Below are 19069 nucleotides of genomic sequence, written 5' to 3'. Positions count from 1 at the left end.
AAAATTAGGCTAAGAAAACAGGTATTATACTACCCGAATAACTGATGTTTATACCATTATTACTGATATTATCATTACACTTGATGATTTGTCTATCAATAGGTTATCTTTATTTTAAAATCAACCGGTTGTGAAAAATATATTGGAAATCAAAACCATTGCAGATTACTTTAAACTAAGAAACTACGAGGTACTTCACCCGTTGGTGGGTATTGTAGACTTTGTTAGGGTAGATGAAAGCGGATATATCAATAAATCCTATGACGGATTTCATTATAGCTGTTATGCTATTTTTTTGAAAGATGCCGTAGGCTGTAAATTAAAGTACGGCGGTAGTTCATACGATTATGATGAGGGTACCTTGGTTTTCATGGCGCCCAACCAAACTATAGAATTTGGGGGGTATGAACCGGGTTATGTGCCAAAAGGTTATGCCTTGTTATTTCACCCGGACCTTTTATTGGGTACGGACTTGGCTAAAAAAATACATAAATTTAATTTCTTTGCCTACTCCAGTAATGAAGCCTTGCATCTGTCGGCAAAAGAGCGAAAAGTAATTTTAAGTTTATTGGATAAAATCCAGTTTGAACTAGAACAGCCTATTGATAAGCATAGCAAGAAACTGATCGTTACCAATATTGAATTGTTTTTAGATTACTGCCTTCGTTTTTATGATCGTCAATTCATTACACGAGAAGTGGTAAACAAAGGAACCTTAGAAAAGTTTGACAACCTTCTAAGTAGCTATTTTTCTTCGGATAAGCCAAAAACCAATGGATTGCCGTCAGTAGGTTATTTTGCAGATGAGCTGCATTTATCTTCCAATTATTTTGGTGATCTGGTTAAAAAGGAAACCGGTAAATCTGCACAAGAATATATTCAGTCAAAACTGATCGATGTGGCAAAAGAGAAAGTGTTCGATCCAAATAAATCGGTCAGTGAAATCGCCTATGAACTAGGTTTTAAACATCCGCAACACTTTAGTCGGTTATTCAAGCAAAAGGTGGGACATTCACCAAAGGAATTCAGGGCTTCGTTGAATTAGTACTGGTCTTTCTCGTTAGTTCAGCCTTCTTTTCAGGATACATTTAAAAAAAACAATGGACGAATTTTCTTGGCTTTGGTATTACGGTATGCAGCATATGGGCGATTTAGAATCTCATGATACCAGTACCGAAATGACCGAACACGGTAAGCGAAACAGTGGCGCTTTTTGTTCCTACCATGCATGCGCAACTTAGTTTTAATCATTTGGCCGGAACGGATATGATCAGTCACTTGGGGTTCTTAAAACAACTTACCGAGTTTCATGAAAAGCTACGCTTGGATTTTTATCCCAAAATCTTTAAAAATCAACCGGCTGAATCTGTAGATTGGAAAAACTATAACATTAAATTTCATGAAGGCAACCGGAGTTTTAGTTGGCTAAAACTAATACTTCCCACCTTATTAATAACCCTTGTCATAGGGGTTTTAGGAAGGATGAACCTAAAGAAATTATAAGTGATAGGGCCGAATTTTTCGGCCCTTTTTTATTTCATTGAAATAGAAACTGTTTTCTTACTCCAATTGCATATCACCATCCCTTAAGCCGTCAGAATGGCTTCTTTCTATCGGAGCTCGTTCTCAGCTATGGATAAGTACTGGCTTCTTTGGACGTAGGATTACCCTCCAATGATTTTTCCTTTGGCCATTTTTCCATTCGTAGCCCGAACAAAGGGCGTAAAACCTCAATTCTACGAATCAAAGACTCATAGAGGATAAAACAGGTCGTAAAGGTAAAAACGGTAATGGCAATGAACTGTAAGACAGGATGTATGTTTAAGGGCAGTATCAGCCAAGCCCCCAAATACAGCACGAACATATGGATAATATACACTGGGTAGGCCGCCTTGCTTAAATATTCCAATAGTCGGCTGGGCCTGTTAAGGTATTGGAACACGAGTCCGAAAATACCGAATATCCAACAGGTCGATTCCATGGCCATCAAATAGCCAGGGGATTCCATATGATATGATATAAGTCGCAGGGTATACAAGCCTACAGCCAGTGCCAAATAGGCCCATTTCCATTTTTTCAAGGTGTTCCAGAACGGACTGCCTATATAGATAAACAGATATCCAAAAAAGAAAGCTAGGGCTCCCAGAAAAAAGCCGTGCCAGGTTTCGGCATAAAGGGAGTAGATCTGTGGCTTTATCAAAATGGCCTCCAGTATAAAGAACAAAGAGACGGTCAGTGGCCCCGCCACGTTACCCATAAGTTTCTCCAATAGCTTTTTAAGCCTTCCTCCACGATGTTTCAATAGAAGAAAAACAGGTAGAAAAAGAAGGACATAAGCAAAAATATTGCCCAAAAACCACAGGTGGCCCGTATGGGGATAGTAACTTAAAGGTTGTTTGTAGAACGCTTGAAAAAGATACATGTGCAGGGGTGAAATGGCCACAATGCCAAACAGGAAGGGTATAAGTATACGTTGGGTACGTTCCCCTATAAGTTGTTTCCAGTTGCGCTTTCGCATGGCGAAAAAGAGTCCCATTCCCGATACAAAAAACAGGATTGGAATACGCCAAACGTTGAGCATAGTCATGGGTACCCATAATCCTTCAAGGGCGTTATTGCTGCGTACAAAACCAACGAACATGGCCCAGGGCTGAAAAACAATGGCTATATGGTAGATCAATAATAAGGCTATGGCGATGACCCTTACCCAGTCTATATCGTAACGTCTAACGGTTTTCATGACTGTCGTTTTTTGAATGGTTAATGGTTATACATTATTGTAGCATTATTGCAATGACAGGACGTGCCTTTTCCAGTTCGGCCAAGTTTAGGTCCAATCCAATAGGCCCCAATTGCTGCTGCATCATTTCATAGATGGGCTTCATGTCCTCAAAAGGCCCGGAGACCGTTTCCCGGGCGGTGGCCCCATAGTTGTTCTTGGCCGTTTTGTCGGCCTTGGCATCCATTAGTATCTGTACCAGTTCTACCCTACCAAAAAATGCGGCTACATGAAGGGCGGTGGAACCGTCGTTGTTTTTTATTTCAAGATCGGCACCGGCATCGATAAGGGCCGCAGTAATCTCTGTTTTATCAAAGGTTATGGCCGAGATTAGAGGAGTGGCCCCACTTAGGGCATCTTTTTCGTTAAGGTTGGTACCGGCCTCAATATGCTGTTTAACAGCTTCTAGGTTACCAGTTATAACGGCCTGTGTTAGGGGAATATCCGGTGCGCTTACTTCGGTCTTGGCTATCGCTTGATCATTGCTCTTCTGCTTTTGTTGTCCGCAGGCGGCTAAGCACATGGCAATAATAAGCAGTAGATAACTCATTTGTTTAGCGGGACGGTTTTCTTGTTTTCTCATGATTTTACTTTTTAGTGATTCAACATTTTATTTGATGTTTCAAAGGTCCATCGAACGCCGATGCAGTACTAATCACCTATGGGGCAATGTATATAAGCCTTGCGGAAGTGATAAAAATTATGGAGCAACCCTATAAACTATGACGCAACTCCCTTATTTTTATCTTGGCGCGTATTCATTTATATTTGTTTGAACCTATGGCCAACCACCAAAAAAATACCATGCCAGACCCGTTTGAAAAAAGTCCTTTTACCGAGCAGGCCGAAGCCTTGGTCTTAGCGAATTTGAGCGATGAGCATTTTGGCGTATCGGAACTGGCAGCAGCCATGCACATGAGCCGGTCCAACCTTTTGCGAAAATGTAAAAAACAGACTCAGCTATCTGCTAGTCAGTTTATCAGGCAGATACGCCTACAACAGGCGATGGAATTGTTGAAGGATTCCGACCTTACGGTTTCCGAGGTTTCCTATCGTGTGGGTTTTGGAAGTACTTCCTATTTTATCAAATGCTTTAGGGAGGCTTATGGTTACCCTCCTGGGGAAGTGGGAAAAAAGTCCATCGAGGTACTCGCTCCACCCGAAGAAACAATCCACCAACCTTCCTTTTTGCAAAAATACAAATGGGTGGGGGTGATAGGAATTCCCCTATTGTTGGTCTTCCTTTATTTAGTAATTCAAAAAAGAAGTTCTTCTGAAGCCCAAAAGAGAGCGCTTCCAGAAATTGAAAAATCAATTGCGGTACTTCCCTTTAAAAACGAGAGCAGCGACTCTACCAATCTCTATTTCGTAAACGGTCTGATGGAGGCGGCATTGGGGAACTTGCAGAAGATTGAAGACCTAAGGGTGGTTAGCCGTACGTCGGCAGAAAAATACCGTAATTCCAATAAGAACATCGGAGAGATAGCCTCTGATTTAGGCGTCAATTATATTGTGGAGGGCAGCGGGCAGAAAGTGGGCGATCAGGTACTGCTGAACATACAGTTGATAGATGCCGCTACCGATTCCCGTATTTGGGGACAACAATATACACACGAGGTGGTAGACATCTTTGCCCTGCAGAACGAAGTGGCCAAAAAAATCGCCAACGCCGTTGAGGCCAATGTCACCCCTTCGGAATGGGAACAAATCGATAAAAAACCTACCGATAACCTTGTGGCATACGATTATTTCCTAAAGGCGCAAGAACCTTTTATACAAAGAACGGAAGCAGGCTTACAAGAAGCTATTCCCTTGTTTGAAAAAGCTCTGGAAGAGGATCCTGAATTTGCCTTGGTCTATGCCGATCTGGCCATTACCTACTATTATTTGGACCTTTATAAAAAGGAAAAGAAGCACACTGAAAAGATTAACAACTACGCTGACAAGGCACTTTTATACGATTCCAAACTCACTGAAAGCCTTATTGCCAAAGCCCTTTACTATCAACATACCGGCGATTATCGTTTGGCTGTACCCCACCTTCAAAAAGCCTTGGAATACAATCCAAATTCGTCGGCGGTGGTACAGATGCTGGCGCTTCTCTATTCCAATTTAATTCCGGATACCGGGAAATACCTCGAGTATGCCTTGAAGGGAATTCAATTGGATATTGCTGCCAATGATTCCGTAGGAAAGAGTTACATCTATCTAAATTTGGGCAACGCCTTGGTTCAATCGGGCTTTACGGAAGAGGCTTTAAGCTATATAGAAAAGTCTCTACAATTTGACCCGCAAAATTACTACGCGCCTTACGTAAAGGCCTATATTTTGTATGCTAGAGACAGAGATTTGCAACAAACCCTTACCCATATTAAAAGGGAATTGCAAAAAGACCCTGCCCGTTTGGATATTTTACAGGAAACCGCCAAGTTGCATTATTTTAAAAGGGAATACGACAGTGCTTATCACTATTACAAACGGTTTGATGAAATTAGAACAACAAAAGGATTGGCAATCTACCCCCAAGAAGATATTAAACTTGCCGTAGTGTATGAAAAAATGGGACTTACCGAGGAAGCTTCCCGGTTTTTTCAATTGTATGTAGACTACTGTGAGCAAGATCAATCCATTTATAAGCCGGCCAGTATGGCCGTGAGATATGCCCATGAGGGAAAACTGGATCTGGCTATTGACCAGCTCAGGGAATTTGCCGACAAAAACCATTATCAATATTGGATCTTATTGTTTATGAAATTGGATCCGGTGATTGAGCCTTTAGAAAAGCATCCCGAATTTAAATCCGTAATGCAAAAAATCGAAAATCGGTTTTGGGAGAATCACAATAGGCTCCAAGAAACCTTGGAAACCAAAAACCTACTCTAGAAAATCAGTACTTTCTAGCGAAAATAGAGCCTTTCCCCGTTAGTTTAGCTTTCTTTTCACGACACAGTCCAAAAAAAGCGTTGATGAATAAGGGTTTGGTGGTAGTGGTTTTCAGTTTATTCTTTTTTTTCAGATGTACTACCGATGATAATTTATTTGACCCCAATGCCATACGCGTTCCGGCAGAAGTAGTTGGTGAGGTGTCCTTTGCGGACCCCAACTTGGTTCAAGAAGCAAAAGACCTACACACACGGTTACGGTCCATAACACAGCAGGGTATCGCCTTTGGTCAACAAGAAGCTATTGGCGGTAGTATTGAAGCGTTTGACCCCAATAGCCTGGAAAGCGATTTTAGTGCTATTGCCCAAGATTTCCCCGCCATTATTGGCTTTGATTTAGAAAACTTAGAGTTTAATGACCCGTTAAATCCCAATCCCTCTTTCAGGGACTTTAGAAAGGAATTTATTGTAAAGGCCCATGAAAACGGAAGCATCATAACCATTTCCTGGCATGCAAGCAATCCTATTACAAGGCAAAATTCGTTTAGTAAGGTTCCCGCAGTAACCCAAATGTTGGAAAATGGCTCGCATCGTAAAGTGTTTCTTCAGCATATGGAGCGTTTGGTCCTATTTTTCAACGATTTAAAAGATTCCAGCGGAAACCCAATTCCGGTACTATTTAGACCGTGGCACGAGATGAACGGCGATTTTTTCTTTTGGGGAGAAGGCCTAAGAACTACAGAGGAGTTTAAACAATTGTTCCGGGACACGGTTACTATTCTTACGGAAGATTACAATGTTCATAATTTACTGTACATCTATGCGCCCAATCAATTTTCGCGTAGGGAGGAGTATTTAAAAAACTATCCCGGTGATGCCTATGTAGACCTTTTGGGTATTGATGTCTATGATTTTGAAAACGGTGGCTTTTTACAGAAGGCGATTCATAACCTAAAAATCGTTGAGCGGATCGCCATGGAAAAGAACATGCTTTTTGCACTTACCGAAACCGGTCTAGAGAACTTACCACAACCAGATTGGTATACGGAAAACTTGTACAAGGCCATTAGAAGCAGCGGCATAACCTATGCCATGGTCTGGCGTAATGCCGTCAAGACCCATTTTTACGTTCCCTTTCTGGGGCATTCCTCTGAAAACTCGTTCAAGGAATTTGTGGACAAAGACCTCATTCTTCTAAACAAGGATATTCAATAGACCTAACTATTGGGAAAATCGTACGGACTTAAATCTCTAACTCCCTCATGCTTAAAGGGGTGTAAAACGGAACTTGAAATTGTGAATATCTATTCCCTTTTTTGATTTTACCGGCTAATGCTTACCCCTATATTTGGCTCCCCTAAAAGAAAAAGTTATGAGTGCAACGTGGTACGAGTGTAAAGTAAAATATAGAAAGCTAGACGAAACATCGGGAACACAAAAGGTAAAGACAGAACCTTTTTTGGTAGATGCTATTTCCTATACTGAGGCCGAGAGCAGAATTACGGAAGAAATGTCCGTGTATTTAAGTGATACGGATGAAATAAAGATCACCAATATTAAAGTGGCCAATTATGCGGAAATTCACCCTTTTGAAAATTCGGACCGTTGGTTCAAATCCAGGGTATCTTTAATTGCTTTTGACGAGGAAAGCGGCAAGGAACGCAAAACCAACCAATATTTGTTGGTACAGGCCAATGATGTAAAGGAAGCGTATGACAATACGGTGGGCGTTATGAAGGATACCATGGGAGAATATACCATTCCCGCCATATCGGAATCGCCTATAATGGATGTCTTCCCTTATTTTTCAGGTGAAGAAGATGAAATGGAGCGTTTGGAGAAATTCACCGCATTAAAAAATTCGGTTCCCGTAAACCTTGACATGGACGAGGAGTTGGAATTGGCAGATGTACTTTCTGGCGGAGAGGAAGAATAAATTCCATCTATAAATATTGAAAAAGGCTGTCCAGTTTCTTCTCGGGCAGCCTTTTTTACGTTTTATACTCGGCACAATTCGTTTGGGACCAAGAGCTTCATGTAGTATTCTTTAAAGTATATACTTGACTTCAATTTATTTGAAAAATATTCAGATTATCCGTAAAATCATTAGGATTAATGCAATAAAAATTGTATTATATAGTAACGAATTAAAAATAAATCAAAATATATGAGGCAACTGAAGATCACGAAACAAATTACGAATAGAGACACTAAATCCTTAGAAAAGTACTTTCAAGAAATATCAAAAATAGAATTGATTACTGCAGATGAGGAAGTAGAGCTCACTAGAAGAATACGTAACGGAGATCAGGTTGCCCTAAATAGATTAGTAAACGCCAATTTACGCTTTGTGGTTTCTACCGCCAAACAATACCAAGGAAGCGGACTTCTGCTCTCGGACCTTATTAACGAAGGAAATATAGGACTGGTAAAAGCCGCCAAACGTTTTGATGAGACACGTGGTTTTAAATTTATCTCCTATGCCGTATGGTGGATCAGACAGGCTATATTATCGGCCATTTCACAACATTCCCGTATGATACGGTTACCCTTGAACAAAATTGGCCAAATAAGTAAAATAAACAAGGTGTACTCCTCTTTGGAACAATCGCACCAGAGACCGCCAAGTGCCGTGGAAATTGCCCGTGAATTGGACATGAGCGCCACACAGGTAAAAACGGCTTTAAAGAATTCCGGAAAACATTTGTCTATGGATGCGCCTTTTAAAGAGGGTGAATCTTCCAATCTGTATCAAGTAATTCAATCTACCGATGCCACCAGTCCGGATGCCAATATGATGAACGATTCACTAAAGACGGACCTTGACCTTATCCTAAGTTCACTGCCCAACAGGGAAAGTGAGGTTATCAAATTATACTACGGTATTGGTGAGCGAAACCCAAAGAGCCTGAGCGAAATTGGTGAACTCTTTGATATTACCAGAGAGCGTGTAAGACAGATCAGGGAAAAAGCCATCAGAATCCTTAGAAACCGCAGAAAGACCGATATTCTTCAGGCTTATCTGTAGAATTGCATAAATAGCATTATGAGAAGTCCGACTACTATACGTCGGACTTTTTTTTGATGTATGGAGGAAGACGAACGTACGCTAAGATGCAATTGCTCCAAAAAATGGCGCGCTCAAACTTCTGAAAAATCGATACCTTTGGGTCAAACGCGATATTAAAATAGCATTCAGAACCATGTCATCTCCATCCCATATTACCGTTAACGGTCACCCGCACGTTATTTACCAAGAAAATCCACTTTCTCCAGAAGAACTGGCCAAACAGAGCGAAGCTTTTTATTCCTTGTTGGACCAACGGCGTTCGGTTAGGGAATATGCGGATACTCCCGTTCCTAAAGAAGTGATAGAAAACTTGATCAAAACCGCCTCCACAGCCCCTTCCGGTGCCCATAAACAACCATGGACGTTCTGTGCGGTCTCCAACCCTGCACTTAAGACCCAAATTAAGGAAGCCGCCGAGGCCGAAGAAAAAGAAAGCTACGAAAGTAGAATGAGCGACCGTTGGAAAAAGGATTTAGAACCTCTGGGCACGGACATGCACAAACCCTTTTTGGAAATTGCCCCTTGGTTGATCGTGGTGTTTAAAAAGGTACATGACCTTGGTGATGAAGGCGAAAAAATAAACAATTACTACGTAAACGAATCTGTAGGTATTGCCTGTGGCATGCTCATTACCGCCATACACAACGCAGGTTTGGTCACCTTGACCCACACCCCTAGCCCTATGAATTTTCTAGCCAAGTTGCTCAACCGCCCTAGTAATGAACGTGCATTTCTATTACTACCGGTAGGCTATCCAAAATCACCCACATACGTGCCGGATATTGAACGAAAACCTTTGGATGAGGTGGCGGAGTTTTATGAGTAGGAAATTTAGATTGATATAGTCATAAAACTAAAGAATCTAAAATTTGATTCGATGGTCGCCAAGATATGATAAGCTAGTTATGTCCGACTGAATTAATTAGCATTTTTTTTAAGTATTTCCTTTACCATTCATTACCTATGACTCCCTGTAGCATTAAAATTTATTGCTAAAAAAGACACCATGAGGTCATTTTAATCATTGCTTTAAAACATTTTTTATCATACAAATATCTTCTTGAGAAAAAGGACGCCAGTACCCTGACTCCAAAGAGTATTTACCGTGTTCTATTTCTTGAATATATTTTTTGTGCAAGAGTAGACTCGCTTGATTAGGTGTTTTGACTTCATCAAAATAATCTGAAATCAAAACTAAATTACCAAAACGGGTTCGATAATAATTCTTCTCTTGTACTGTATGTTTTTCCAGACAACAAACCAACTCCCCTATAGTATCACAAAATCGAATAGCAATTACATATTCAGAAACAATATCTATAAATTCTGACAACAAGTTCTCAATGCTAAATTCACAATTGTCTCCAAATTGCAACTCAGCTCCAACTAAAAAAGGTATACTTAATCCTGAGCCTTGAGGTTCTTTTTTAAATCCCCAATAATCTAGTAAACTAAACCATAACATAAAGATTTCAGCTATTTTTGTAATATAAATTTTTTAACTTCTTTTAAACCTCTATGGTACATATTAACATACCTTTTGAAGTCATAATCCGATATGTTCATATGTCCGGATTTTTGAAAAGCAAGTCTTATTTTTTCTTTTGTAGAATATCTTTTTAGAGCAATTTTGAAAGCATTAAAATCTTCATATTTTTCATCTGACCCGATAACATTTTTGACATAGTTTTGGGATTCATCCTTATTTATTAAATACATGGAAGACCTTCTGATTATGCAAGGCACACAATGACCACATTGTCGCTCCTTTTCACCTTTCCATTGCTGATAATAACCCGGTTTTGAACAAGAAAGTGTTTTATTAATATATTTCAAAACAAATTCAGGCATTTTTGTTTTCGCAAACATTTCTCCTTTAGTCATAAACCTGTAAGGATTCACAACCTTATTCTTAATACCGACTTTATCAAATATTTCGTTAAGTAATGATATATATTTTGGATGGGTAGTTTTCGTACTATGACTCCCTCCTCTCGCTGGTGTCAAAGGCAAATTCAATGAAATTAATCCATTTTCAGGGATTACCACTTCTGTTTTTTCACTTGAAGAATTTGCAACTAAAAGGGCCAAGGAAAGAAATAATATTGAGCGAGCTCTTTGAGTCCTTTCACCTAAGAGAATCTTATTTTTATTTGCTTGAACAAAAAAATAGTAAGGTACAATCTCTTTACTTTTAACCTCTTTTTGTAATAAGTCAATTAACTCTTTTTGTGTAGTTAATTCACCCGAATTACCCCCTTTATGATGTGATATTGTGGCTAGACTATCATTTTTTGACATTATATCTGAAATACCAATGAATGAGTCCATTCCTCCTGAAAATAAACAAACCTTATCAGTTCTAAATTCCGATATTGTAAAACTCGGAAAGGGCTTTGTACATTTCCTGAAATTTAATATCCATTTATCTCCGCTTAAAAAAGAAAGTGTTCTTTCAAATTGCTCTCTAGTACCAATCCATTTTTCAATATTATAGACAGGAATATTCAATTCAATATATCTGCTCCACCCATAATGACCAAATTTCTCTCTATTTGCAGTCTGATCAATTGAATAAACAGCCATTGAGATATTAGCAAAATCCACTGCTAAACTATTAGGGCATAATTTAAAGTTCTCCTTACTTGAAAGAAAATCAAAAATATTATGCCTGACAATAGGCTCGTTTAATTTTGAATCCTTTGGATTAGTAATTATGGAATCTAGATAAAAAATATTTTCGCTATCTATAGTAAAACTATCCGTTTTATTTTCTTTTAAAATAACTGTTACTTTCATATTTTAGATAAGAGAATAAGCATCTTCAAATATTTTATTAATAATCTTATTTTTTTCTTTCATGTTCATTTTTGAAAAGTTAGATTCAAAAAACTTAAGATTAACTTCAGCATCTATAAAATATTCAATCTGCGTCTCAATACCTTTCACTTCATTCGATGTCAAATCTTTTTCCTCCAAAGCTCTTGTGATTTCTATAGAAATCCTTTCAAAAATATATTTAGAAATATAATATTCTAGATATTCAGAAATTTTATTATTGTCCAAAACATTTATCTCTTCTGGATTTTCTGTATAATCATTGTAAAGTTTATTTATTGTTTCAACAGCAGCACTAGATGCAGCACTACCCTCATCTGTTCCATCTAAATCAATGAAAATCTCAGCGATTTTATTAATTGACCCTTCTGCACTAAGTGAAGAGATATCTCCAATATTGTATTCCTCTAAAGTCTCCTCAAATCCTCTTTTTGAAATAGATTCAAGAAAATCAACTAAAACGATAGCTCCCTTTTTTCCACTTTGGGAAGATTGAGCCAACTTCTTTTTACCACCTGAAGCCTTCCTATACTTTGATGTAAATTCTTTAAAATTACTTTTACTTCTATTCTTTGTAAAAGCTGTAAAACTTCGTCTCACATCACTCCAGTTTAAACTATTAGACTGTTCTTCATCCTTTTCATTTCCGTTACCATTTTCATCCTGCTGATTATTCTCAGAATCGGATAATATAGATGATTCACCAGAATTAGAATCACTTATCCAATCTGGTATTGGATTTGGAAACCCTTTTGGGCCTCTATTTGGTTTTGATGTTCCCATGGATTATAATTTTGATTTGGCAGCTTTTGATAGCATAGGAATGTTAGATTTTGACCATTTTAGAATAATCTTTTTTGCAGTTGACTCAAATGAAGTTCCCTTTGTTAACAGTAACAGATTGGGAATGTTGGCCGGCATGATTATACTTTCTGAAGCATTATCCATAAAGGCGCAATATTCTGATATTAATATGGGATGTTTTTGACAGTACTTTAAAAGCAGTATATTAAGTTTAGCTCTTTCTTTAAGTACTTCTTCAATACTAAATCTATTAGATATTTCTGAAAAAATGGAAGTTATATCGGTTGATGATAAATTTAAGCTGCCTATTAAGGCTTTAGTTTGTAGTACACCCCCTTTAAGTAAGTCTTGAAGAACTTCCCTAGCTTCTAGCGAAATTCTTTTATTAGATAATAATTCAAAATTTGAATTTCCCCTAGTGAAATAAAAATAGGTTTTAAGGTCAATATCACCAAGCTTTGGTTCTGTCTTAATCCATTTCATCAACCAAGCGTCACCCAACCAAACATCAAATGAGCTATCAACATCTTCTTTTGTTTCATCGATAGTCTCAACACTTTTAAGGACATTATTATCATCTTCATACGATGCTTTGACAAGTTGATTAAAAGATTCTGTTTTAAAATATTCCAGTAACATCAATTTAGCCAGAACACTCTTTTTCAAATCAATCCCTTTCGATTTAGCCATATTGATTCTAATTATCAACATATTTAAAAATCGTTTACATTGTCTTGGGTTACCACTTAGAATTGAAACTAAAATGGAATTTATTTGTCTGGAAAGAATTAAATCTTGTTTTAATGCTTCGGGCACTATACTCAAATAATCAGAAATATTTTCTGCATTTAATTTTGAAGTTATAATATCAGTTGATGAATTATTAAATGCCGTATCTATCAATTTTTCAAATTCTGTAGACTCAAGATGTAATTTCGAAAATAGAAAATTTGTATATGTTTCAAATTCTGGCTCACTCATTGAGGGAATGCGAATTGGGAAATGAATCAATTTTTCAATATAATCCTTACTTACATCATAATCAGTTGAAGGTAATTCAGGAAACTTCTTTTTAACAGCATAATTAATAAGTCTCTCATCTGCAGATATAATAAAAACACTCTTGTTCACAAAAAGAAATAATTTAATAGCTTCTAATGTGGATATGATTGTGTCAGGATTACATCTATCCAAATCATCAATTAAAACTATTACTCTATTTATATTTGTTTCTTCAATTAATGATTCAAAATCATTATGAAATTCTCTTATGCCTTTTTCAATTATATCTTGATTTTCGTCTTGAATTTCTTTCACATAATCTTCGACATTTAAGTCAGAAATCTCATTCAAAGCATTTGTATAATCAAAATCTGTATTGCTAGCCATATAAGTATTAAAGCCTATTTGACCTGTTTTTGTCAATACTTTTAGCCATTTTACTTTTTTAACTAAACGTCCAATATATTTTAAGGTTTTCTTGTCCCAAGTGCGACTTTTAATTAATTCATCGACAAGAGTATTTAGTAATGCAATTTTTGCATCTTCATAACCTTCAAATAACCAACCATTAAATTTGATAATTAAATTATTCTTTTTTGTGTTTTCCCGTTCAATCATCTTCATCAAACTTGATTTCCCACTTCCCCAATCACCATAAACACCAATAGTAGATGGGACTAATTCATCATTATTGATAATGAGATTGATAGAATCGGTTAAATATTTGAAATCTATTAAGTCTTGATGAGTTTCGTTATCGTTCCACATTCAGAATTGCTAAAAAATTATAAAATAAAGATCTGTTTTATGATTTATGATGGAAGTTCAAATTGAGTGTTACCCATTCATTAAAAACATCAGTTAAATATACTATAATTTAACATGTATAATTTTACGGATTTCTGTAATCCACACTATTTAAAATAAAAAAAATACTATTTAAATTTATACTAGGACTGAACATGACTAATTTTAATAGCATAAAAAAACCAATATTTCTTCCATTACTACATCAGATTCACTTATCACACTTAGCCATAACCATTTGCCTCCCACTCCCTCCACCGATCCATCCCATCCTGATACCATCGGTCACCGGAAAGAAAAAGCAGGTCATTGTTTCGTTCTACCTCAAATTCTATGGGCTGGTTGTAGATTTTTCCGGCTTTCCATGCGTCAAAACATTGTAGGAGCAAGTCTACTTGCGCGTCTTTGGTCAGGTCCATATCCAGCGCATACAGTTGTTTTATGAGCGGTACGGCTTCCGTAGAAAGTTTATCGTCATAATGAATCAATGGTGATAACCGTATGATGCTATCGTTCAAATTCTTGCCCGTTGCGGCTCTAAAGAACATCATAGCCATATAATTGGCAGTGTCCGGCGGTTGGTATAAAATGGTCTTGGCTTGGTTAAAAACGGTTTCCATAAAGAAACTCACTTGTGATTTAAACTTGTGTAGGAACAGCTTCTTTCTTCTATATTTTTGCGAGTCCAACCTCCAATTATAAAAGTTTTCCTTGGTATCCGAAGACATTAAAGGGTTACTAGTGCCCAAGGAGACTATCTGTATGTCCTTTAGGTCTATACCCAATTTATAAGCTTCTATAATCCCGGCCAGAATAGGGTTGTTGAAACCGCCCAAAGCGCCATCCCAAAGCTCAAAAAAAACTCCGCTTTCCTTGGCCTTGAAGCGCGCAGGAAAATCAAAATACTGTACCGGAGCGTTGGAAGAACCGTTAATGGCTTGTGTAAGCCGCACGGAATCATAACGGGAAGGCGTTAGCGCATAGGACTTGAAAAACTTGGCCCTATTATTTAGCGCATCATAGGTGCAGACCACAATTTTTAGAGACTCCTTGCCTATAATTTTTGGCAACTCGTTCATCTGTACTTTATCTATCTCGGGAAATAGGTATTCAAAAGCTTCTTTCTTTTTGGTAGCGCTGTACTTGGGGCCAAAACCAATACCCACAAAACGCAGGTAATCTACCGGAAAAAAGCGGTCCCAAAAGGCGTTCTTATAAAAAATACGCTCTCGGTTTTCTTTCTCTTTAAACAGACTTATGGCCTTGTCTATACTGTAATTCTCCGCCAAGGCGGCCAAAACAATACTTCCCCCGGAATTGGCAATGACCAGGTCAAACTTACGGAGCACCTCATGGCCGTTCATATTTCCGTAGCGGTCCCTGAGGGTGAGCAATTGTATTATGGCCCAACTGCCACCACCGTCTAACGATAAGATTTTATACATGAATTGGTTGGTTCTATGAACTGCTGATTTGAAGTGAATAAATATATAAATTTAATACGTAAACGATTACAGAAAGACGTAATAGACAATACCAATTTACAGGAACACGTACCCAACCACAGCCAAATTTAATACGGGTTACATTTTGGGTTCACTTTTTTGAAATACGGCGTATTCCATGCGGAACAAACCCTAAAAAACCAATATCTTCGCGCCCGCTATGTGGATGTATCTTGGGCTTTTGGCCGCTTTATTCTTAGGGTTTCACAACCTACTTAAAAAACATGCCGTTCAGGGCAACGAAGTTTTTCCGGTGCTTTTGGGTACGATTTCTTCGGGTTTCTTATTATTGCTTCCGTGCTATTTGGGTTCTATTTGGTTTCCTGTCAAAATGCTGGATTTGCAATTGTATGTCACGGATATTCCCCTAAAAACCCATGGGTTTATCTTTATAAAGTCCGCTATCATGGCAGCCTCATGGTTATTGGCCTACCAAGCGCTAAAGCACTTGCCCATTACCATTGTTACGCCCATACGGTCTGCCGGTCCGTTTTTTACCTTTATAGGTGCTATTACCATTTACCAGGAAAAGCCCAACGGCTGGCAATGGATTGGTTTCTTTCTGATTATATTTTCGGTGTTGCTGTATTCCAGAATAGGAAAAAAAGAGGGCATTCACTTTAAAAGGAATAAATGGATTTTCGCTATTGTAGGCGCTACCTTTTTAGGGGCTTCCAGCGGACTGTACGATAAATTCCTGATACAGAGCCTTACCTTGAATCCGCAGACCCTGCAATTCTGGTTCTGCTTCTATACCATTCTCATTTTGTTGGTGATTTTAAGCATTACCTGGTTCCCGAATGCGGAAAAGCGCAAAGCGTTTAAATGGCGATGGTCCATCCCATTAGTGGGTATGCTGTTGCAAATAGCGGATTACTTCTATTTTAAGGCGCTACAAGACCCAGATGCATTGATTATGTTGCTTTCCGCCATTAAAAGGAGCCAGATTATCATTGCCGTAGTGGTAGGCGGACTCATCTTTAAGGAACAGAACAAACGCAAGAAACTGGTGCCTTTAGCGGGTATTATGATCGGGGTGTTCTTAATTTTGTATGCTACCTGAGGTTGTTAGCCTACAGTATTTCCCCATTTGCGGATTAGATGGAACGGTATTTTCAAAAGGACCCAAATTCTTAAAGTAGTGAAAGGTCAATTTTTAAAATACTGTAACAAACATTGGTTAGTCTCGTCTTTAAGGCGAAACGAATGACCAACCCATGAGAAATACACCACAGCTTATCTTCATCGTACTGCTACTAACTTCTTGTAGTCAACAAAAAGAAACAAAATATAGCATCGGTCAAAAATCCGTAACATTTGTCGATCAATCCAGAGATAGACCGTTACCGGCTGAAATATGGTACCCCACTCTAGATACTTTAATTCATAAAGAGCCAAAAGAGAATCCAAAGGAGCTTTTTAAAAATATAGAAACAGTAGCAAATGCCACTATTCCTGATGAAAAATTCCCGTTACTTGTTGTCTCCCACGGAACTGGAGGGAATAGGTTTTCTCTTACTTGGTTCATAGCAGAAATGGTAAAAGAAGGCTATGTAGTGGTTTCACTGGACCATTATGGGAATTCTACTTTCAACAAAATACCAAGGGAATTCATAAAATGGTGGGAAAGGGCCATTGATGTTCAATATGTGCTGACCGAAGTTCTCAAGGATACCGAAATGGGGACAAAAATAGATACAACTAGAATTGGTGGCGTAGGTTTTTCCTTGGGTGGTTACACCAATATCGCTTTGGCGGGTGGCTATGTTGACAGAACCGTAACCGAAGATGAAAAACCCGAAGAGCGGGAATTGCCAGCGGAATTCCCGGATACGGATGAAGTTATAGATTATGAAAATGATAGCCTTATCGTTTCGTCCTACAACCAATACCGTAATCTAGTAAAAGATGATAGGATAAAGGCCTTTTTTGTAATGGCTCCGGCAATAGGATTCGGCTTTCATTCCAAAGAGCAGACCCATAAAATTACAGCTCCAATATTTATAGTTGCCGGAAAGGGAGATTCAGTAGCACCTGTAGGTACCAATGCCAAAAAGTATCATGAATTGATTAACACCAGTAAAATGCATCTTTTTGATGAAAACGTAGGGCATTATGTGTTTTTAAATGAATCTACAGCTCTAGGGAAGGAAATAGTACCCGAAATAGCCGCTGACCACCCCAGCGTCAACAGAAAAAACATTCATGACAAAACATTGCAATTGGCATTGGATTTTTTCAATAGTTCGTTGTGAGGGTTTTAAATTTTGTATTCCTAGGGAATAAAAATAGAACACCCCTGTTTTATATTGTGTTACTTTTTAGCCGCTATCATCATATGCGGACTGAACGTTAACAGATTGCTATCGTTCTCCGTAAGGTCCATCAGTTGCAACAAATTATTTTTCTTTTTTTCATTGGCCATACTGCCAAAAAAATCCTTATCCAGCCAAACCATGCCTTCCACGGCATGTATGTTTATGTAGTTCAATCCTTGTTGTGTGAATTCGGCCTTTAGTTCTTCCGGTCTGTGATAGTAGGCTTCCGCCAATAACCAAGGGAAATCCACAGGTGGGTTATGGATACCCGTTTGTAGTTCTTCCTTGCACATATCAAAAAAGCTTGGCTTGTGAATGAGTCCGTTTAAAAGTCCTACCAGCGTTGTTGCCGAATAATTTATAGCGAAGCCCAATAGTACTCCGCCCATTTTTAACACTCTTTTAGCCTCACAAATGGCCGCTTCCCTATCTTTCTTTTCCTGCAGGTGATAAAGCGGACCGTGCAAAATAATTACATCTGCATAATTATCGGGGAAATCCAGTTTTCTGGCCTCGCCCAAACGGACCGAAAACTTGTTCTTTAGTTTGTGGGACCTATTTTCCGCCAAGGATATATGTTTGGAAACCGGGTCTATCATGTGCACCTGATGCCCTTTTTTGGCCAACCATTCCGAATATTTTCCGGTACCGCCGCCCACATCCACTATCGTAGATTTTGGGTTTTCAATATACTTTTCAATTAACGATTTTATACGTTCAAATTCAAAGACTCCCATTCCTTTATCCAGTCTGGTCTCTTCGGATGCATTGGTATAGAAAAGCTCTATATCCCTGCTTATTAATGATTTGTCATACATTTTAACACACTAGTATTTACGCCCTACCCAAACGAAGTAGTTAAGGCACAGGCTATGTCAATTGGTTTTTTATCCAGTTGATTTACAATTTAAAGTTTTGTGATTATATCTCGAAAGAACATATCCGCACATTAAAGTTTAGACACTTCAACGCAGCCCTCAAGTGGAGCATAGTCTTTAGCTTAAGACCCGAATTTATATGTAGTACTAGTAAAACAGGTGATAAATATATTAATTAAAATTATA

18 protein-coding genes are annotated in these 19069 nt (G+C 38.2%); 10 read left to right on the top strand and 8 right to left on the bottom strand.

Annotation, left to right across the window (positions count from 1 at the left end; genetic code table 11):
* Positions 1 to 130 precede the first annotated feature (130 nt).
* Genes KO513_RS01945 through KO513_RS01935 form a run of 3 tightly spaced genes read left to right on the top strand, consistent with a single transcriptional unit; the run spans position 131 to position 1503 of the window.
* Positions 131 to 1045: a helix-turn-helix domain-containing protein gene (locus KO513_RS01945; RefSeq protein ID WP_215912054.1), complete on the top strand. Its 915-nt coding sequence runs from the start codon at positions 131 to 133 to the stop codon at positions 1043 to 1045.
* A gap of 55 nt (positions 1046 to 1100) precedes the next feature.
* The gene (locus KO513_RS01940) at positions 1101 to 1241 is read left to right on the top strand and encodes a hypothetical protein (protein ID WP_215912053.1); all 141 of its coding nucleotides are present in this window, start codon (positions 1101 to 1103) and stop codon (positions 1239 to 1241) included.
* A complete protein-coding gene (locus KO513_RS01935) occupies positions 1225 to 1503 on the top strand; it encodes a DUF3526 domain-containing protein (RefSeq protein WP_215912052.1) in 279 nt (92 codons plus the stop codon). The genes KO513_RS01940 and KO513_RS01935 overlap by 17 nt, the downstream gene beginning before the upstream one ends.
* A 127-nt stretch (positions 1504 to 1630) precedes the next feature.
* On the opposite strand, the gene KO513_RS01930 is transcribed toward KO513_RS01935, so the two are convergent.
* Positions 1631 to 2740: an acyltransferase family protein gene (locus tag KO513_RS01930; protein ID WP_215912051.1), complete on the bottom strand. Its 1110-nt coding sequence runs from the start codon at positions 2738 to 2740 to the stop codon at positions 1631 to 1633.
* A 34-nt stretch (positions 2741 to 2774) separates the two neighbouring features.
* Entirely contained in the window at positions 2775 to 3362 is a 588-nt protein-coding gene (locus tag KO513_RS01925; RefSeq protein WP_252735640.1) for an ankyrin repeat domain-containing protein, read from the bottom strand.
* A gap of 221 nt (positions 3363 to 3583) precedes the next feature.
* Between KO513_RS01925 and KO513_RS01920 the strand changes: the two genes are divergently transcribed.
* The 5 genes from KO513_RS01920 (at position 3584) to KO513_RS01900 (ending at position 9557) form a co-directional block, all read left to right on the top strand.
* Positions 3584 to 5662, top strand: a complete 2079-nt coding sequence (locus KO513_RS01920; RefSeq protein ID WP_215912050.1) for a helix-turn-helix domain-containing protein — start codon at positions 3584 to 3586, stop codon at positions 5660 to 5662.
* A gap of 83 nt (positions 5663 to 5745) precedes the next feature.
* The gene (locus KO513_RS01915) at positions 5746 to 6876 is read left to right on the top strand and encodes a glycoside hydrolase family 26 protein (RefSeq protein WP_215912049.1); all 1131 of its coding nucleotides are present in this window, start codon (positions 5746 to 5748) and stop codon (positions 6874 to 6876) included.
* A gap of 157 nt (positions 6877 to 7033) precedes the next feature.
* Positions 7034 to 7597, top strand: a complete 564-nt coding sequence (locus KO513_RS01910) for a DUF4494 domain-containing protein (RefSeq protein ID WP_215440382.1) — start codon at positions 7034 to 7036, stop codon at positions 7595 to 7597.
* A gap of 231 nt (positions 7598 to 7828) precedes the next feature.
* Positions 7829 to 8689 (top strand): sigma-70 family RNA polymerase sigma factor, encoded by an 861-nt coding sequence (locus tag KO513_RS01905; protein ID WP_215440381.1) that lies wholly within the window; start codon positions 7829 to 7831, stop codon positions 8687 to 8689.
* A 175-nt stretch (positions 8690 to 8864) separates the two neighbouring features.
* Positions 8865 to 9557, top strand: a complete 693-nt coding sequence (locus KO513_RS01900; RefSeq protein ID WP_215912048.1) for a nitroreductase family protein — start codon at positions 8865 to 8867, stop codon at positions 9555 to 9557.
* A gap of 195 nt (positions 9558 to 9752) precedes the next feature.
* Here KO513_RS01900 and KO513_RS01895 read toward each other — a convergent pair whose 3' ends face one another.
* The 5 genes from KO513_RS01895 to KO513_RS01875 form a co-directional block, all read right to left on the bottom strand.
* Complete coding sequence (locus tag KO513_RS01895; protein ID WP_215912047.1) at positions 9753 to 10196, bottom strand: hypothetical protein; 444 nt, start codon at positions 10194 to 10196, stop codon at positions 9753 to 9755.
* Positions 10197 to 10207: 11 nt separating this feature from the next.
* Positions 10208 to 11530 carry a Qat anti-phage system QueC-like protein QatC gene (gene qatC / locus KO513_RS01890; protein WP_215912046.1) on the bottom strand — a complete coding sequence of 441 codons (1323 nt, stop codon included), beginning with the start codon at positions 11528 to 11530 and terminating at the stop codon, positions 10208 to 10210.
* 3 nt (positions 11531 to 11533) lie between these two features.
* Positions 11534 to 12352 carry a hypothetical protein gene (locus KO513_RS01885; RefSeq protein WP_215912045.1) on the bottom strand — a complete coding sequence of 273 codons (819 nt, stop codon included), beginning with the start codon at positions 12350 to 12352 and terminating at the stop codon, positions 11534 to 11536.
* Positions 12353 to 12355: 3 nt separating this feature from the next.
* Complete coding sequence (locus tag KO513_RS01880) at positions 12356 to 14143, bottom strand: KAP family P-loop NTPase fold protein (RefSeq protein ID WP_215912044.1); 1788 nt, start codon at positions 14141 to 14143, stop codon at positions 12356 to 12358.
* A gap of 263 nt (positions 14144 to 14406) precedes the next feature.
* Entirely contained in the window at positions 14407 to 15627 is a 1221-nt protein-coding gene (locus tag KO513_RS01875; RefSeq protein ID WP_215912043.1) for a patatin-like phospholipase family protein, read from the bottom strand.
* A gap of 220 nt (positions 15628 to 15847) precedes the next feature.
* Between KO513_RS01875 and KO513_RS01870 the strand changes: the two genes are divergently transcribed.
* Both KO513_RS01870 and KO513_RS01865 read left to right on the top strand, forming a co-directional pair.
* Positions 15848 to 16750: a DMT family transporter gene (locus KO513_RS01870; protein ID WP_215912042.1), complete on the top strand. Its 903-nt coding sequence runs from the start codon at positions 15848 to 15850 to the stop codon at positions 16748 to 16750.
* A 154-nt stretch (positions 16751 to 16904) separates the two neighbouring features.
* A complete protein-coding gene (locus KO513_RS01865) occupies positions 16905 to 17942 on the top strand; it encodes an alpha/beta hydrolase family protein (protein WP_215912041.1) in 1038 nt (345 codons plus the stop codon).
* A 59-nt stretch (positions 17943 to 18001) separates the two neighbouring features.
* Here the strand turns inward: KO513_RS01865 and KO513_RS01860 are convergent, their stop codons facing one another.
* A complete protein-coding gene (locus KO513_RS01860; RefSeq protein ID WP_215912040.1) occupies positions 18002 to 18823 on the bottom strand; it encodes a class I SAM-dependent methyltransferase in 822 nt (273 codons plus the stop codon).
* Positions 18824 to 19069 lie beyond the last annotated feature (246 nt).

The sequence above is a fragment of the Zobellia sp. B3R18 genome, from assembly GCF_018860715.1.
Classification (GTDB): domain Bacteria; phylum Bacteroidota; class Bacteroidia; order Flavobacteriales; family Flavobacteriaceae; genus Zobellia; species Zobellia russellii.
This window is presented reverse-complemented; position numbering and strand designations above follow the sequence as displayed.

What these genes read in the sequence shown, in the direction of transcription:
- KO513_RS01865 (WP_215912041.1), top strand. Translation starts at nt 16,905, where the DNA reads ATGAGAAATACACCACAGCTTATCTTCATCGTACTGCTACTAACTTCT.
- KO513_RS01925 (WP_252735640.1), bottom strand. Translation starts at nt 3,362, where the DNA reads ATGAGAAAACAAGAAAACCGTCCCGCTAAACAAATGAGTTATCTACTG.
- KO513_RS01905 (WP_215440381.1), top strand. Translation starts at nt 7,829, where the DNA reads ATGAGGCAACTGAAGATCACGAAACAAATTACGAATAGAGACACTAAA.
- KO513_RS01860 (WP_215912040.1), bottom strand. Translation starts at nt 18,823, where the DNA reads ATGTATGACAAATCATTAATAAGCAGGGATATAGAGCTTTTCTATACC.
- KO513_RS01870 (WP_215912042.1), top strand. Translation starts at nt 15,848, where the DNA reads ATGTGGATGTATCTTGGGCTTTTGGCCGCTTTATTCTTAGGGTTTCAC.
- KO513_RS01875 (WP_215912043.1), bottom strand. Translation starts at nt 15,627, where the DNA reads ATGTATAAAATCTTATCGTTAGACGGTGGTGGCAGTTGGGCCATAATA.
- KO513_RS01915 (WP_215912049.1), top strand. Translation starts at nt 5,746, where the DNA reads ATGAATAAGGGTTTGGTGGTAGTGGTTTTCAGTTTATTCTTTTTTTTC.
- KO513_RS01880 (WP_215912044.1), bottom strand. Translation starts at nt 14,143, where the DNA reads ATGTGGAACGATAACGAAACTCATCAAGACTTAATAGATTTCAAATAT.
- KO513_RS01930 (WP_215912051.1), bottom strand. Translation starts at nt 2,740, where the DNA reads ATGAAAACCGTTAGACGTTACGATATAGACTGGGTAAGGGTCATCGCC.
- KO513_RS01935 (WP_215912052.1), top strand. Translation starts at nt 1,225, where the DNA reads ATGCATGCGCAACTTAGTTTTAATCATTTGGCCGGAACGGATATGATC.
- KO513_RS01885 (WP_215912045.1), bottom strand. Translation starts at nt 12,352, where the DNA reads ATGGGAACATCAAAACCAAATAGAGGCCCAAAAGGGTTTCCAAATCCA.
- KO513_RS01920 (WP_215912050.1), top strand. Translation starts at nt 3,584, where the DNA reads ATGCCAGACCCGTTTGAAAAAAGTCCTTTTACCGAGCAGGCCGAAGCC.
- KO513_RS01910 (WP_215440382.1), top strand. Translation starts at nt 7,034, where the DNA reads ATGAGTGCAACGTGGTACGAGTGTAAAGTAAAATATAGAAAGCTAGAC.
- KO513_RS01940 (WP_215912053.1), top strand. Translation starts at nt 1,101, where the DNA reads ATGGACGAATTTTCTTGGCTTTGGTATTACGGTATGCAGCATATGGGC.
- KO513_RS01900 (WP_215912048.1), top strand. Translation starts at nt 8,865, where the DNA reads ATGTCATCTCCATCCCATATTACCGTTAACGGTCACCCGCACGTTATT.
- qatC (WP_215912046.1), bottom strand. Translation starts at nt 11,530, where the DNA reads ATGAAAGTAACAGTTATTTTAAAAGAAAATAAAACGGATAGTTTTACT.
- KO513_RS01895 (WP_215912047.1), bottom strand. Translation starts at nt 10,196, where the DNA reads ATGTTATGGTTTAGTTTACTAGATTATTGGGGATTTAAAAAAGAACCT.